At 63.9% G+C, this 14831-nt stretch carries 14 protein-coding genes and 1 tRNA gene; 5 read left to right on the top strand and 10 right to left on the bottom strand.

The features are described from left to right. Nucleotides 1–11: 11 nt before the first annotated feature. Nucleotides 12–2909: a valine--tRNA ligase gene (locus J2X67_RS01730; protein WP_309949913.1), complete on the top strand. Its 2898-nt coding sequence runs from the start codon at nt 12–14 to the stop codon at nt 2907–2909. Nucleotides 2910–3017: 108 nt separating this feature from the next. After that, a complete protein-coding gene (gene galU, locus J2X67_RS01725) occupies nt 3018–3908 on the top strand; it encodes a UTP--glucose-1-phosphate uridylyltransferase GalU (RefSeq protein ID WP_281149481.1) in 891 nt (296 codons plus the stop codon). A gap of 57 nt (nt 3909–3965) precedes the next feature. Here the strand turns inward: galU and J2X67_RS01720 are convergent, their stop codons facing one another. From J2X67_RS01720 to cysM, 3 genes are read right to left on the bottom strand one after another with little or no spacing between them, the layout of a single operon-like run. Beyond that, nucleotides 3966–4193, bottom strand: coding sequence for a sulfurtransferase TusA family protein (locus J2X67_RS01720; protein WP_309949911.1), 228 nt, complete (start codon nt 4191–4193; stop codon nt 3966–3968). Beyond that, the gene (locus J2X67_RS01715; protein ID WP_309949910.1) at nt 4183–4761 is read right to left on the bottom strand and encodes an NUDIX domain-containing protein; all 579 of its coding nucleotides are present in this window, start codon (nt 4759–4761) and stop codon (nt 4183–4185) included. The genes J2X67_RS01720 and J2X67_RS01715 overlap by 11 nt, the downstream gene beginning before the upstream one ends. A gap of 11 nt (nt 4762–4772) precedes the next feature. Further along, nucleotides 4773–5675, bottom strand: coding sequence for a cysteine synthase CysM (gene cysM / locus J2X67_RS01710; protein WP_309949909.1), 903 nt, complete (start codon nt 5673–5675; stop codon nt 4773–4775). A gap of 42 nt (nt 5676–5717) precedes the next feature. Here cysM and J2X67_RS01705 point away from each other — a divergent pair. Further along, a tRNA-Leu gene (locus J2X67_RS01705) sits at nt 5718–5802 on the top strand. 15 nt (nt 5803–5817) lie between these two features. Here the strand turns inward: J2X67_RS01705 and J2X67_RS01700 are convergent. Continuing rightward, complete coding sequence (locus J2X67_RS01700; RefSeq protein WP_309949908.1) at nt 5818–6750, bottom strand: SDR family oxidoreductase; 933 nt, start codon at nt 6748–6750, stop codon at nt 5818–5820. A 62-nt stretch (nt 6751–6812) separates the two neighbouring features. On the opposite strand from J2X67_RS01700, the gene J2X67_RS01695 reads away from it, so the two are divergent. Both J2X67_RS01695 and J2X67_RS01690 read left to right on the top strand, forming a co-directional pair. Beyond that, entirely contained in the window at nt 6813–7877 is a 1065-nt protein-coding gene (locus J2X67_RS01695; protein ID WP_309949906.1) for a CDP-6-deoxy-delta-3,4-glucoseen reductase, read from the top strand. 31 nt (nt 7878–7908) lie between these two features. Further along, nucleotides 7909–8883 (top strand): tripartite tricarboxylate transporter substrate binding protein, encoded by a 975-nt coding sequence (locus tag J2X67_RS01690; protein WP_309949905.1) that lies wholly within the window; start codon nt 7909–7911, stop codon nt 8881–8883. A 19-nt stretch (nt 8884–8902) separates the two neighbouring features. Here the strand turns inward: J2X67_RS01690 and J2X67_RS01685 are convergent, their stop codons facing one another. The 6 genes from J2X67_RS01685 to lolA form a co-directional block, all read right to left on the bottom strand. Continuing rightward, nucleotides 8903–9676 carry an ABC transporter ATP-binding protein gene (locus J2X67_RS01685; RefSeq protein ID WP_309950815.1) on the bottom strand — a complete coding sequence of 258 codons (774 nt, stop codon included), beginning with the start codon at nt 9674–9676 and terminating at the stop codon, nt 8903–8905. Between the two features lie 10 nt (nt 9677–9686). Next, entirely contained in the window at nt 9687–10460 is a 774-nt protein-coding gene (locus tag J2X67_RS01680; RefSeq protein WP_124957304.1) for an ABC transporter ATP-binding protein, read from the bottom strand. Between the two features lie 19 nt (nt 10461–10479). Then, nucleotides 10480–11676 carry an ABC transporter permease subunit gene (locus J2X67_RS01675; protein ID WP_309949903.1) on the bottom strand — a complete coding sequence of 399 codons (1197 nt, stop codon included), beginning with the start codon at nt 11674–11676 and terminating at the stop codon, nt 10480–10482. Between the two features lie 13 nt (nt 11677–11689). Further along, nucleotides 11690–12619: a branched-chain amino acid ABC transporter permease gene (locus tag J2X67_RS01670; protein WP_309949901.1), complete on the bottom strand. Its 930-nt coding sequence runs from the start codon at nt 12617–12619 to the stop codon at nt 11690–11692. A gap of 238 nt (nt 12620–12857) precedes the next feature. Continuing rightward, nucleotides 12858–14150 (bottom strand): replication-associated recombination protein A, encoded by a 1293-nt coding sequence (locus J2X67_RS01665; RefSeq protein WP_309949900.1) that lies wholly within the window; start codon nt 14148–14150, stop codon nt 12858–12860. A 17-nt stretch (nt 14151–14167) separates the two neighbouring features. Beyond that, nucleotides 14168–14800 (bottom strand): outer membrane lipoprotein chaperone LolA, encoded by a 633-nt coding sequence (gene lolA, locus J2X67_RS01660; protein WP_309949898.1) that lies wholly within the window; start codon nt 14798–14800, stop codon nt 14168–14170. Nucleotides 14801–14831: the final 31 nt, after the last annotated feature.

The following is a 14831-nucleotide window of genomic DNA, read 5'->3' as shown; positions in this document are numbered from 1 at the left end:
GCATTCTCCCCATGAGCGAATCCACCACTCCCAACGCCCAACCTGGACTGGACAGCCTGTCCAAATCGTTCGAACCCGCCGCCATCGAGGCGCACTGGGGCCCGGAGTGGGAAAAGCGCGGCTACGCCAAGGCGGGTTTCCGCGGTACCCAGCAGCCAAAGGAAGGCGCCGATTCCTTCGCCATACAGCTGCCGCCGCCCAACGTGACGGGCACGCTGCACATGGGGCATGCCTTCAACCACACGATCATGGACAGCTTCACGCGCTACCACCGCATGAAGGGCGACAACACGCTGTGGCTGCCGGGCACCGACCATGCGGGTATTGCAACGCAGATCGTGGTGGAGCGGCAGCTGCAGGAACAGAAGATCAGCCGCCACGACATGGGCCCCACGCCCGCCGAGGCGCGCAAGAACTTTGTCGCCAAGGTGTGGGAGTGGAAGGAAAAGAGCGGCAACACCATCACGGGCCAGATGCGCCGCCTGGGCGACACGGTCGACTGGAGCCGCGAATACTTCACCATGGACGAAGACCTGTCGAAGGTGGTCACGCAGACCTTCGTCTCTCTGTATGAAGAAGGCCTGATCTACCGCGGCAAGCGCCTGGGCAACTGGGACCCGGTGCTCAAGACGTCGGTGAGCGACCTCGAAGTCGAAAGCGAAGAAGAAGACGGCTCGCTCTGGCACATTGCCTATCCGCTCGAAGACGGAAGCGGCACGCTCACCGTTGCCACCACCCGCCCCGAAACCATGCTCGGCGACACGGCCGTGATGGTGCACCCCGAGGACGAGCGCTACAAGCACCTGATTGGCCAGCGCGTGAAGCTGCCGCTGGTGGACCGTCTGATTCCCATCATTGCCGACGACTACGTGGACAAGGAATTCGGCACCGGCGTGGTCAAGGTGACGCCCGCGCACGACTACAACGACTACGCCGTGGGCCAGCGCCACAAGCTGGAGCTGATCGGCATCCTGACGCTTGACGCGACCATCAACGACAACGCGCCCGAGAAGTACCGAGGCATGGACCGCTTTGTCGCGCGCAAGGCCATCGTGGCCGACCTCGACGCGCTCGGACTCCTGGTCGAGGTGAAGAAGCACAAGCTGATGGTGCCGCGCTGCGCCCGCTCGGGCGCCATCGTCGAGCCGATGCTCACCGACCAGTGGTACGTGGCCATGACCCGTCCGGGAGCGGACGGCCAGTCGATTGCGCAGAAAGCCATCGACGTGGTGAAGACCGGAGAGGTGCGCTTCGTGCCCGAGAGCTGGGTCAACACCTACAACCACTGGATGGAAAACATCCAGGACTGGACCATTTCGCGCCAGCTGTGGTGGGGCCACCAGATTCCGGCCTGGTACGACGACGAAGGCAATGTGTACGTGGCGCACGACGAGGCCGAGGCGCAAGCAAAGGCACCGGGCAAGAAGCTGCGCCGCGACGAAGACGTGCTCGACACCTGGTATTCGTCGGCGCTGGTGCCCTTCTCGTCGCTCGGCTGGCCCGAGAAGACCAAGGACCTCGAGCTGTACCTGCCTTCGAGCGTGCTGGTCACGGGCTTCGACATCATCTTCTTCTGGGTCGCCCGGATGATCATGATGACCAAGCACTTCACCGGCAAGGTGCCGTTCAGGGACGTGTATATCCACGGCGTGGTGCGCGATGCCCAGGGCAAGAAGATGAGCAAGTCCGAAGGCAACGTGCTCGACCCGGTCGACCTGATCGACGGCATTGCGCTACCCGAACTGCTCGACAAGCGCACGCAGGGCCTGCGCAAGCCCGAAACGGCACCCGCGGTGCGCAAGAACACGCAAAAAGAATTTCCGGACGGCATTCCGGCCTTTGGCGCCGATGCGCTGCGCTTCACCTTCGCGTCGCTCGCGTCGCTGGGCCGCAGCATCAACTTCGACAGCAAGCGCTGCGAGGGCTACCGCAACTTCTGCAACAAGCTCTGGAACGCCACGCGCTTCGTGCTGATGAATTGCGAAGGCCAGGATTGCGGCTTGCGCGAACACACCAAGGAAGAGTGCGCAGTGGGCGGCCCGGCCCACGGCTACCTGAAGTTCAGCCGCGCCGACTTCTGGATTGCCTCGCAGCTGCAGCGCGTCGAGGCCGAGGTGGCCAAGGGCTTCGAGGAATACCGGCTCGACAACGTGGCCAGCGCCATCTATCAGTTTGCCTGGGACGAGTTCTGCGACTGGTACCTTGAAATTGCCAAGGTGCAGATCCAGACCGGCGACGATTCGCAAAAACGCGCCACGCGCCGCACGCTGATCCGCACGCTCGAGGCGCTGCTGCGGCTTGCGCACCCGGTGATTCCCTTCATTACCGAAGAGCTCTGGCAAAAAGTGGCGCCGGTGGCGGGGCGCGAGGGCGAATCGATCATGGTGGCGGCCTATCCCAAGAGCCAGCCCGAAAAGATCGACGAAGCGGCCGAAGCGCATGTGGCGCGCCTGAAGGCGCTGGTCGATGCCTGCCGCACGCTGCGCGGCGAAATGAACGTGTCGCCCGCGGTGCGCCTGCCCCTTTACGCGGTGGCCGACGATGCCGAAGGCGCGGCTTTCCTGCGCGAGGCGGCGCCGGTACTGCAAGCGCTGGCCAAGCTCAAGGAAGTGAAGGTCTTCGACGACGAGGCTTCGTGGTCGGCGGCGGCCGAAGCCTCCCCCGTGGCGGTGGTTGGCACCACGCGGCTGTGCCTGCACATGGAAATCGACAAGGCCGCCGAACGCGCGCGCATCGGCAAGGAAATTGCTCGCATCGAGGGCGAGATCCTCAAAGTGAACGACAAGCTCGGAAATGAGGCCTTTGTGGCCAAGGCGCCGCCAGCGGTCATCGAGCAGGAACGTAAACGTCTGGCTGACTTCACGCCCATGCTGGAACGGTTGCGCGAACAGCTTAGGCGCCTCGGCTGACACACTTGGGGTCGGGTCAAGGTTTAGCATGGCAACGGCGGCTTTTTGTGCCGCCGTCGACTGTAAAACCTTATTCTTCAACTGAACGAACCGACGCCCAATTTGTCCATGCCCACTCCCTCGACACGCATTCGCAAGGCCGTATTTCCTGTTGCAGGTTTCGGCACCCGCTTTCTGCCCGCTACCAAGGCGCAGCCAAAGGAAATGCTGCCGGTTGTCGACAAGCCACTCATCCAATATGCGGTTGAGGAAGCCTACGCGGCGGGCATTCGCGACATGATTTTCGTAACCGGCCGAAACAAACGTGCCATCGAAGACCACTACGACACCGCCTACGAACTCGAGAGCCAGCTCGAGGCCAGCGGCAAGCACGAGCTGCTCAACATTGCGCGCTCGGTCATGCCCGACGACATGACCTGCTCGTACGTGCGCCAACCACGCATGCTGGGTCTTGGCCACGCAGTGCTGTGCGCCGAGCACCTGGTCGGCAACGAACCCTTTGCGGTGCTGCTGGCCGACGACTTGATGGTCGGCCCGGTGGGCGGAGCGCCCGTTCTCGCGCAAATGACGGCTGCTTTCGGCAAGCTGGGCGCCTCGGTTCTTGCGGTGCAGGAAGTGCCGCTCGAGCACGTGAAGCGCTACGGCATCGTGGCGGGCGAATCCATCGGCGACGATCTCGTGAAGGTCGACCGCATGATCGAGAAGCCGTCACCGGACAAGGCACCTTCGCGCCTTGGCGTGGCGGGGCGCTACATCCTCACGCCCGGCGTGTTCGAGGAAATCCGCAACCAGCCCAAGGGCGCGGGCGGCGAGATCCAGCTCACCGACGGCATCGCGTCTTTGATGAAGAAGGAATCGGTCTACGCCTATGCCTACAAGGGCATCCGCTACGACTGCGGCAGCAAAGAAGGCTTTCTGCAAGCCTCTGTCGAGCTTGCGCTGGCACACCCGGAAGTGGGCGCGCAGTTCCGCGAATACCTCAAGAGCCTGGAGCTCTGAAAAAAGAAAAGGGCCCCGCGGGGCCCTTTTTTATCGCCGGTCAGCTTTAGCTGCCGCTCAGCGCCTCTTCAGCACGTGGATGAAGTCGGTGCCGACGGTCTGCTGCTCGACCAGCTCATTGCCGGTCTGCCGAGAGAAAGCCTGAAAGTCGCGCAGCGAGCCGGGGTCGGTCGACACCACCTTAAGCAGTTGGCCGCTGACCATGTCATTGAGCGATTTCTTCGCCTTGAGAATGGGCAGCGGGCAGTTCAGGCCCCGCGTGTCGAGTTCGCGATCAATTTGCATGCTTGGGCTCCTCGGGCGGCAAGTTCAGGCCGCGCCGCCGCTCTTCGTTTTCTGCAGCCGTAAAGAACACCGGCTCGTGCCCCCGGGTGCGAAGCCAGTCGGCCAGCGCATAGCCGGTGCCGGCCGGCCAGCACTTGAGATCGGGCAAGTCGTACAGGCGATAGTCCAGCAGTTCAGGCGAGAGCTTCACCTCGCCGTCGGCCACCACGTGGTACGCGATGATGATCTGGTTCATGCGCTGGAAGTCGTAGGCACCCACGAGCTTGGTCGCGCTCACGTCGAGGTTGGTTTCCTCCTTGACCTCGCGCGCAATGCCTTCTTCAGGCGTTTCGCCGGCCTCCATGAAGCCGGTGATCAGCGCGTACATCTTCGCCGGCCAGGCGGCGTTTCGCGCCAGCAGTACCTGGCCGCGGTATTCGACGATGGCCGCGAGCACGGGCGTGGGGTTGTTCCAGTGGGTATGGCCACAGTTGGGGCAGCGCAGCCGCTCCTTGGGGCCTCCGTCTTCCATCAACGCGATCCATTCGAGCGGCGTGGCGCAGGCCTGGCAAAACTTGGGGTGGGGCATGTGGACTTCTGTCAGGCGGGGAACACGCCGGTCGAGAGATAACGGTCACCGCGATCGCACACCACGAACACGATGGTGGCGTTTTCGACCGTTTTTGCGACCTCGAGCGCCACCCACAGCGCGCCCGCTGCAGAAATACCGCCAAAGATGCCCTCTTCGCGCGCGAGCCGCCGGCACATTTCTTCGGCGTTGTCCTGGCTCACGCTTATTTCTTCATCGACCCGGCTCGCGTCGTAGATCTTGGGCAGGTATTCGGTCGGCCACTTGCGAATGCCCGGGATGCGCGAGCCCTCGGCCGGCTGCGCACCGATGATGCGCACCGCGGGGTTCTTTTCTTTGAGAAAACGCGAAACGCCGGTAATGGTGCCGGTGGTGCCCATGGCGCTCACGAAATGCGTGATCTTGCCCTTGGTGTCGGCCCAGATCTCCGGGCCGGTGGTTTCGTAGTGGATGCGCGGGTTGTCGGGGTTGGCGAACTGGTCGAGCACCCTGCCCTTGCCCTGGGCGACCATCTGCTCGGCAAGGTCTCGCGCGTATTCCATGCCGCCGCTCTTGGGCGTGAGCACCAGTTCGGCGCCGAAGGCCTTCATGGTCTGGGCGCGTTCCACGGACAGGTCCTCCGGCATGATCAGCACCATGCGGTAGCCCTTGACGGCCGCAGCCATGGCCAGCGCTATGCCGGTGTTGCCCGAAGTGGCTTCGATCAGCGTGTCGCCAGGCTTGATTTCGCCGCGCTCCTCGGCGCGCTTGATCATCGAGAGGGCGGGCCGGTCCTTGACCGAACCCGCGGGGTTGTTGCCTTCCAGCTTGCCGAGGATCACGTTGCCGCGCTTGGCATTTTCGGCGGCGTCGATGCGTTGCAGTGCCACCAGGGGGGTCTTGCCGATGGCGTCTTCGATCGTCGGATAATTCATGGCAGCCACTGTGCCATAATTTTGGGCTTCGTTCAGAACCCTGCCCGGGTGGTGAAATTGGTAGACGCAGGGGACTCAAAATCCCCCACCGAAAGGTGTGCCGGTTCGATTCCGGCCCCGGGCACCATATTTTTGACCCGACTCAGGCTGCCTCGCACAGCCCTGTATGCACCGTCGGGTGCGCAAGCCGCACACGCAACTCGCGCTTGAGCCGGGTGTTGTCCAGCCGGCGCGATTCCCCCATGAAACTCAGCAGTTGCAACGGCAACTGGCGCTCGGCCTCTTCGCGCGTCACGCGCGGCGGGCGGGGCATGCCATATATGTCGGCGGCCAGGTCGATGTAGTCGCCCATGCGCAGCTCGGTGTCGTCGGCGGCATGCACGATGCGCTGCGGCCGGCCGCGGAACAGCGCCGCCACGCAGGCGCGCGCAAGATCGTCGGCGTGAATGTGGCTGGTGAACACGTCGTCCTCGCGCCGCAGCACGGGCGTGCCGCGCTGCAGCCGCTGGCGCGGTGTGCCGCCCTCCCGGTCGGGCGCGTAGATGCCCGGAATGCGCAGGATGCTCACGCGCACACCCGCGCTGCGGCCAAGCCAGCGGACGGCACGCTCGGCGTCCACGCGGCGATGCGCGCGGGGGGTGTCTGGCCGCACGGCGCGTGTTTCGCTTACGCGGGCGCCACCGCAGTCGCCGTAGACCCCGCTGGTCGAACCGTAGACGAATGCGAGCGGTGTAGAGCGCAGCCGGAGCGCGCGAGCCAGGGCGGTGGTGCGCTGGTCGCGCCACCAGGCCGCTCCGCCGTCGCGAGCGGGCGGGGCCAGATGCAGCACACGGGTGGCCACGCCGGCCAGGCGCCGGAGCGTGGCCGGGTCGTCCAGATTGCCCACGAGCGGACGAATGCCGGCCGTGCGCAGCGCGGGCACCCGCTCGGCCGATGAAGTGAGCGCCACCAGTTGCACTCGGCCACGCAGATCGCGGCCTACGCGCTGGCCGACGTCTCCGCAACCCACGATGAGCAGGCGCTCGCGGCGAAAGCGGGCCGGCAGCGCGCCGGAAGGGCTATTGATTGAAGGCAAAATCCGGGTTCCTTTCCCTTTTTCTCTTTTCTGCTCAGGCTGAAACAAGCCGAAGAATACCGATGACTGTTGCAGCGCCGCATGACGCGGGCTTTTCCATCACCGTCGAGCCCAGCGGGCGTCATTTCGTGGTGCATGGTGACGAAACCATTCTCGCGGCCGGCATCCGGCAGGGCATTGGCCTGCCCTATGGCTGCAAGGATGGCGCCTGCGGCTCTTGCAAGTGCAAGAAGCTCTCGGGCGAGGTGGAGCTGGGTCCGCACCAGAGCAAGGCACTGAGCGCCGAAGAGCAGCTTGCCGGCTTCGTGCTGACCTGCTGCGCCCATGCCAAGAGCGACGTGGTGCTCGAATCGCGCCAGGTCACGGAAGCGGGGGCCTTTCCGATTCGCAAGATGCCGGTGCGGGTGCTGGCGCTCACGCGCCTGTCGCACGACGTGATGAAGCTGCGCCTGCAACTGCCGGCGGGCGAGCCGCTGCAGTTTCATGCCGGCCAGTACGTGGAGTTCATCCTGCGCGACGGCGCACGCCGCAGCTACTCGATGGCCAATGCGCCGCACACGCTGGGCGAACCGGGCACGGGCATCGAATTGCACCTGCGGCATTTGCCGGGCGGCAAGTTCACCGACCATGTGTTCGGCGTGATGAAGGAAAAGGAAATCCTTCGCATCGAAGGCCCTTACGGTAGTTTTTTCCTGCGCGAAGACTCGAGCAAGCCGATGATCCTGCTGGCATCGGGCACCGGCTTTGCGCCCATCAAGGCGCTGCTCGAACACATGAAGTTCAAGGGCATCGACCGGCCTGCCACGCTCTACTGGGGCGGCCGGCGGCCGGAAGACCTGTACATGGATGCGTGGCTGCGCGAGCAGCTCGCCGAAATGCCGAACCTGCGCTATGTGCCGGTCGTGTCCAACGCCACGCCGGAAGACAACTGGACCGGTCGCACGGGCTTTGTTCACCGCGCGGTGCTTGAAGACTTTGCCGATCTCTCGGGCCACCAGGTGTACGCCTGCGGCGCGCCGATCGTGGTCGATTCGGCCAAGCGCGACTATGTGGCAATGGCCGCCTTGCCCGAAGAAGAATTTTTTGCCGACGCGTTCACCACAGAGGCCGACAAGGCACTGCCCTGATCGGCCTGCCTCCCTTGGACAACACAGAAAAATGAAAACGAGACACTTCCTCTTCACCCTGCTTGCGAGCGCCGCAGTGCTTGCTACCGGCCATTCCGCAGCACAACAGCAGCGCCCCATCCGCCTTGTGGTGCCTTATGCCGCGGGCGGCCCCATCGACGTGACTGCCCGCATCCTGGCTGAGCGCGTGAAAGACAGCCTGGGCACGGTCATCATCGACAACAAGCCCGGCGCAGGCGGCAACATCGGCGCCGATGCCGTGGCCAAGGCCGCGCCCGACGGCCTCACGATCGGCATTGCGGCAACGGCGACGCATGCGGTCAATCCGTGGCTCTACAGCAAGATTCCGTTCAACGCGGCCACCGACTTCGCCCCCATCACGCAGATGGTGCGCGTGCCCAATGTGCTGGTAATGAACGCGGAAACAGCGCAGCGCCTGAAGATCAACACCGTGGCCGACCTGATCCGCTATGCCAAGGCCAACCCGGCCAAGCTCAACTACGGCAGCGGCGGCAACGGCAGCGCCGGGCACCTCGCGGGCGAGTTGTTCAAGAAGCAGGCCGGCATTTTTGCGCTGCACATTCCGTACAACGGCGGCAACCCGGCACAACTGGCACTGCTATCGGGCCAGGTCGATTTCAATTTCGACAACCTTGCCACGGCGGCGCCGAACATTCGCTCGGGCAAGTTGAAGGCCATTGCCGTCACCACCTTGCAGCGCAGCAGCGCCATGCCCGAAGTGCCGCCGGTGGCAGACACGCTCAAGGGCTTTTCAATCGACACTTGGTGGGGGCTGGTTGCACCTGCCGGCACCCCGCGCGACGCGGTCGCAAAGCTCAACCAGGCCTTTGTTGCGGCGCTGAACGCACCGGAAACGAAGACCCGTTTTGCCACGCTGCTGGCTGAGCCGGTGGCCAGCTCACCGGAGCAGTTCGGCGCGTTCATGAAGAGCGAGCTCTCCAAGTACGAAGCCGTGGTGAAGGCAACCGGCGCAAGGGTCGACTGACCCCTGCGGCCTTTGCGGGCTATTCGCCCAGGTAAGCGGCCCGCACGCGCGGGTCGCGCAGCAGCTCCTTGGCGTCCCCGGTCATGGTGATGAGCCCCGACTCCATCACGTAGCCGCGGTCTGCCAGTTGCAGTGCGCGGTTGGCGTTCTGCTCCACCAGCAGAATGGTCACGCCTTGCGAGGCCACGGTTTGCACCACCTCGAAGATCTTGTCGCACATGATGGGCGACAAGCCCATGGTCGGCTCGTCGAGCAGCAGCACCTTGGGGCGCGCCATGAGGGCGCGGCCCATGGCCAGCATCTGCTGTTCGCCGCCCGACATCGTGCCCGCGAGCTGGTCCTTGCGCTCGCGCAGGCGCGGGAAGGTCACGAACACACGCTCCATGTCGCTTGCGATCTCGGCCTTGTCCTTGCGGATGTAGGCGCCGATCTGCAGGTTCTCGGTGATCGTCATGCGCGTGAACACGCCGCGGCCTTCGGGCACCATCACGAGGCCCTCGCCCACCAGGTCCCATGCACCGCGGCCCTTGATGTTGCGGCCCAGAAATTCGATGCTGCCCGCGCCCGCTGGCAGCGTGCCGGTAATCGCCTTCATGGTGGTGGTCTTGCCAGCCCCATTGGAGCCGATGAGCGACACCAGTTCGCCTTCATGAACCTCGAAGTCCACGCCCTTCACGGCCTGGATGCCGCCGTAGCCGACCTTCAGTCCGCTGACCTTGAGCAGCGTCTTGCCGGGGGCGTTGGCTGCAGTCTTCGGCGGGGTTGCGGTGATTGTTTCTTCTGCGCTCGTCATCGTCGTCATTTCAGTGTCCTCCGGTGCCGAGGTAAGCCTCGATCACCTTCTCGTTCTTCTGCACGTCGTACGGCGTGCCTTCGGCAATCTGCTTGCCGTAGTCGAGCACCGTGACGCGGTCGCACAGGCCCATGATGAGCTTGACGTCGTGTTCGATGATGAGAATGGTGCGGTCGTCCTTGCGAATGCGGTCGATGAGTTCGCGCAGCAGCACCTTCTCGGTGGAGTTCATGCCGGCGGCGGGCTCGTCGAGCGCGATAAGTTGCGGATCGGTGGCCAGTGCGCGGGCAATTTCGAGCCGGCGCTGGTCGCCGTACGACAAGGTGCGTGCCTTGTAGTCGGCAAACTTGCCGATGCCCACGTAGTCGAGCAGTTCTTGCGCGCGGTCGGCAATGGCCTTTTCCTCGGCCTTGAACGAACGCGTGCGCAGCATGGCGCCGAACACGCCCGAATGGGTGCGGATGTGGCGCCCGACCATGACGTTCTCGAGCGCGGTCATCTCGGAGAACAGGCGAATGTTCTGGAAGGTGCGCGCAATGCCGGCCTTGGCCACTTCATGCACGGCCGTCGGCTGGTAGGGCTTGCCGGCCAGCTCGAAGCTGCCGCTGTCGGGCGTATAGAGCCCGGTAATCACGTTGAAGAACGTCGTCTTGCCGGCGCCGTTGGGGCCAATCAGGCCGTAGACCTGGCCGCGCTTGATGGTGATGCCGACGTCGGAAAGCGCCTGCAGGCCGCCAAAGCGCTTGGAAATTCCGCGAACGTCGAGGATGGTGTCTGTCGTCATGTTGATTGCTTTCCTCGGCTCACGGATTGATCGACATGGGACGCGAAGCCGCACCCGGCAATTCGTCTGCAGGCGTTTCGATGCCGGGCGCATGGGTCTGGAGCGAACCCGGTGCCACTGGGGCGTCGGAAGGCGCACCCTTTCGCTGCAACGTCTTGCCATGCTCGGGCGAAGGCCAGAGGCCGCGCGGGCGCATCAGCATAATGACGATCATGGCCAGCGCGATGAAGAGCTGGCGCAGGATGGACGCATCGAGACGGCCATCGGTCATGGCCTGCAGCGGGCCGGCCACATAGCGCAGCACCTCGGGCAAGGCGGCCAGCAGCACGGCGCCGAGAATCACACCCGGCAGGTGGCCGATGCCGCCAAGCACCACCATGGCAACGATCATCACCGACTCCATGAGGCTGAACGACTCGGGCGATACGAAGCCCTGGAAGGCCGCGAACATGGCACCCGAAACGCCGCCGAAACTGGCGCCCATGCCGAAGGCCAGCAGCTTCATGTTGCGGGTGTTGATGCCCATCGCCTTGGCAGCGATTTCATCTTCGCGGATGGCCATCCAGGCGCGGCCGATGCGGGAGATTTGCAAGCGGTGCGAAATGATGATCGTGGCGATCACCAGCGCAAGGAACAGGTAGTAGTAGAGCGTGACCGAGGAGATCGTGAAGCCGTCGAACTTCCATGCCTTGCCGAGGTCGAGCCCCCAGAACTTGATGGAGTCGATGGCGGTAATGCCCTTCGGCCCGTTGGTGATGTTGATCGGCTGGTCGAGGTTGTTCAGGAACACCCGGATGATTTCGCCGAAGCCGAGCGTCACGATGGCCAGATAGTCGCCGCGCAGCTTGAGCGTGGGCGCGCCGAGCATCACGCCCAGCACCCCCGCCACCACCAACGCCAGCGGTATCACGATGAGCAGCGAGGTGTGCAGCCCGTTCGGGAACATGGCCTTGAACCACGGGAAGGTGTCGGACAGGTGCGACGATCCCATGAGCGCGAAGAGATACGCGCCCACGGCAAAGAAGGCAACGTAGCCCAGGTCGAGCAGGCCGGCGTAGCCGACGACGATGTTCAGGCCGAGCGCCAGCATCACGTAGAGCAATGCGATGTCGGCAATGCGCACCCAGGCGTTGCCCTGGCTTTGCAGGAAGATCGGCAGTGCGAGCACTGCGACGACGCCGAGGATGTAGAGAGCGAGGTTCTTGCTGTTCTTCATGGTGTGCCGCTCCTCAAGCCCGATCGGCCACGCGTTCGCCGAGCAGGCCGGAAGGCCGCAGCGTGAGCATGACGATCAACACGATGAAAGCGAAGATGTCGCTGTAGTTGCTGCCGAGCACGCCGCCGGTGATCGAACCGATGTATCCGGAGCCGATGGCTTCGATCAAGCCGAGCAGGATGCCGCCGACCACCGCGCCGGCGAGATTGCCGATGCCGCCGAAGACCGCTGCGGTAAAGGCCTTGAGGCCGGGCAAGAAGCCCATGGCGTGCTGCGCAATGCCGTAGTTCGATGCGTACATGACGCCTGCAATGGCTGCGAGCACGGCACCGATGATGAACGTGGCCGAGATGACCATGTCGGGCCGGATGCCCATGAGCGCCGCGACGCGCGGGTTCTCGGCAGTGGCACGCATGGCGCGGCCGAGCTTGGTGTAGTTGACCAGCCACATGAGCACCACGAGCGAGAACGCCGTGACGCTCAGGATCATGACCTGCGTGGGCGAGATCACCGCGCCGCCCACTTCGATGGGGGTGGTCGACAGCAGGTTGGGATACGCCTTGTTGGTGGGCTTCCAGATGATCATTGCCAGCGTCTGCAGCAGGATCGACATGCCGATGGCGGTGATGAGCGGCGCGAGCTTGGGGCTGTTGCGAAGGGGCCGGTAGGCAACCTTCTCGATCACGAAGTTGAGCGTGGCGGCAACTATGCAGGCGATGACCAGCGAGATGATGAGGATCAACCAGCCGGGCGTGCCGGGCATCGATTCCTGCATGAGCCCGATGATGGTCCAGCTTGTAAGCGCCCCCACCATCAGCACTTCGCCGTGCGCAAAGTTGATCAGATTGATGATGCCGTACACCATTGTGTAGCCCAAGGCTATCAAGGCATACATGCTGCCCAGGACCAGACCGTTGATGATCTGCTGCAGCAAAATTTCCATAAGCGTTCCTATTTATTGCACCGTTGCAGGGTGCCATTCACCCACCGTGGCACCGGTTTGGCACCTTGGCTTGATAAGCAAAAAACCAGCCAACATGTGTCGCCGGCTGATTTGTGGGCGGGATTGTAAGCACGCGCCAGCGCCGATTTGGTGCGCGCTCACCGGGGTTTACCCGCTCAAGTCATGCTAGATGTAAGTGAAGCCATGCATCGCATGCACGCAAGCGTGCATGCGCGTATTACTCGTCGCGCTGGCTGTTGAGGCGGCGGAGTTCGCGCAGTTTTTCTGCTATGCGAATTTCGAGTCCGCGTTCGACGGGCTGATAGAAAACCTGGCCTTCGAGGCCCTCGGGCAGGTAGCGCTCGCCGGCGGCAAAACCGCCCTCCTCGTCGTGTGCGTAGCGGTAGCCCTTGCCGTAGTCAAGCTCTTTCATGAGCTTGGTCGGCGCGTTGCGCAGGTGCATTGGCACCGGGCGCGTGCTGTCTTTCTTGATGAGCGCGCGCACGGCGTTGTACGCGGTGTAGACGGCATTCGACTTGGGGGCCATGGCCAGGTAGATCACGCACTCGGCCAGCGCAAGCTCGCCCTCGGGCGTGCCGAGCCGCTCGTAGACCTCGGCGGCGTCGAGCGCGAGCCGCAGCGCGCGCGGGTCTGCCAGCCCGATGTCCTCGCTGGCCATGCGCACCAGCCGCCGCGCCATGTACCGCGGGTCGGCGCCGCCATCGAGCATGCGCACGAACCAGTAGAGCGATGCATCAGGGTCGCTGCCGCGCACCGACTTGTGCAGTGCGCTGATGGTGTCGTAGAACTGCTCGCCGCCCTTGTCGTAGCGCCGCATGCGCTCGCCGAGCACGCGCAGCAGCCATTCGTCGGTAATGTTGTCGAGCTTCTCGGCCTTGGCAGCCACTGCCAGAGTTTCGAGCGTGTTGAGCAGCCGCCGCGCATCGCCGTCGGCATAGGCGACGAGCCTGTCGATGGCCGCCTCTTCGATGGCGGGAACGGCCCGAATGGCCTGCGCCTTGGACACGATCTGCTTGAGATCGGCTTCGGTGAGCGGTTGCAGCACATACACCGCTGCCCGCGAAAGCAGGGCCGAGTTGACCTCGAAGGACGGGTTTTCGGTGGTGGCGCCAATGAAGGTGAAAAGCCCCGATTCGACATGCGGCAGGAACGCGTCCTGCTGGCTCTTGTTGAAGCGGTGCACTTCATCGACGAAGACGATGGTGCGCTGCTGTTCAAGGCCGTCGCGTGCGGCGGTGGCGCGCTCGACCGCCTCGCGGATGTCCTTCACGCCGCCGAGCACGGCGCTGATGCTGAGGAACTGCGCATCGAAGGCATCGGCCATCAAGCGTGCAATGGTGGTCTTGCCTGTGCCGGGCGGCCCCCAGAGGATGCAGGAGTGCGGCTGGCCCGACTCGAATGCGATGCGCAGCGGCATGCCTGGCCCCAGCAGATGCTGCTGGCCAATGACCTCGCCCAGCGTCTTCGGACGCAGGCGCTCGGCAAGGGGTTGATGCGAACTGGTGGCCAAACCTGCCTGTCGGTCTGCTATTGCTTGATGACGTCGGCCCCGGCCGGCGCCTTGAATTCGAACACGCTCGTGTTGAGGGCCGGGTTCACTTCGACCTTGTTGAACTTGAGCACCGAGCGCTGTCCGAAGCTGTCGAGAATTTCGAGCGCCGCGAGGGAATCTCCCTGGAAGCCGACCAGCACATTCTGCAGCTGGCCGTCCTTGTTCTTGGGCGTGGCCTTGACCCACTGCATGCCATCGCGCTCGGGCGCTGCTTCGAGCGCGAAATCGGCCTGCAGCGCGCGCAGGTCTGGCGCCGCCGCAATCAGTGCGGCCGGCGTGGAGCCCAGAGCCTGCGACTGGGCGCGCTGCGTTACCTGGTTCAGGTCGGCGTCGTACAGCCAGAGCGTCTTGCCATCGGCCACGATGACTTGGGCGAACGGCTTCTGATAATCGAACTTGAATTTGCCGGGCCGTTGGAATTCGAAAGTACCCGACGAGGTTTTGGTGCGGCCAGGTTGCCCTTCACGCGGCGGCGCAGTCACCGTCTGGGTGAATTCGGCACGGCCCGACTTGACCGTTTTGACGAAGGTCTCAAGGCTTTCGAGGCCGCCGGCCCAGGCGTTGGCGGAGCAGAGAAGGCCGATCAACAGCCAATGACGAAATTTCAATTTGGGTTCCTCAGGAAGCGGTGGCGTCGGT

Source organism: Variovorax sp. 3319 (assembly GCF_031456585.1).
In the GTDB taxonomy this organism is placed as follows: Bacteria; Pseudomonadota; Gammaproteobacteria; order Burkholderiales; family Burkholderiaceae_C; genus Variovorax; species Variovorax paradoxus_P.
The sequence above is the reverse complement of the archived record's forward strand: the minus strand, read 5'-3'. Positions and strand labels throughout refer to the sequence as shown.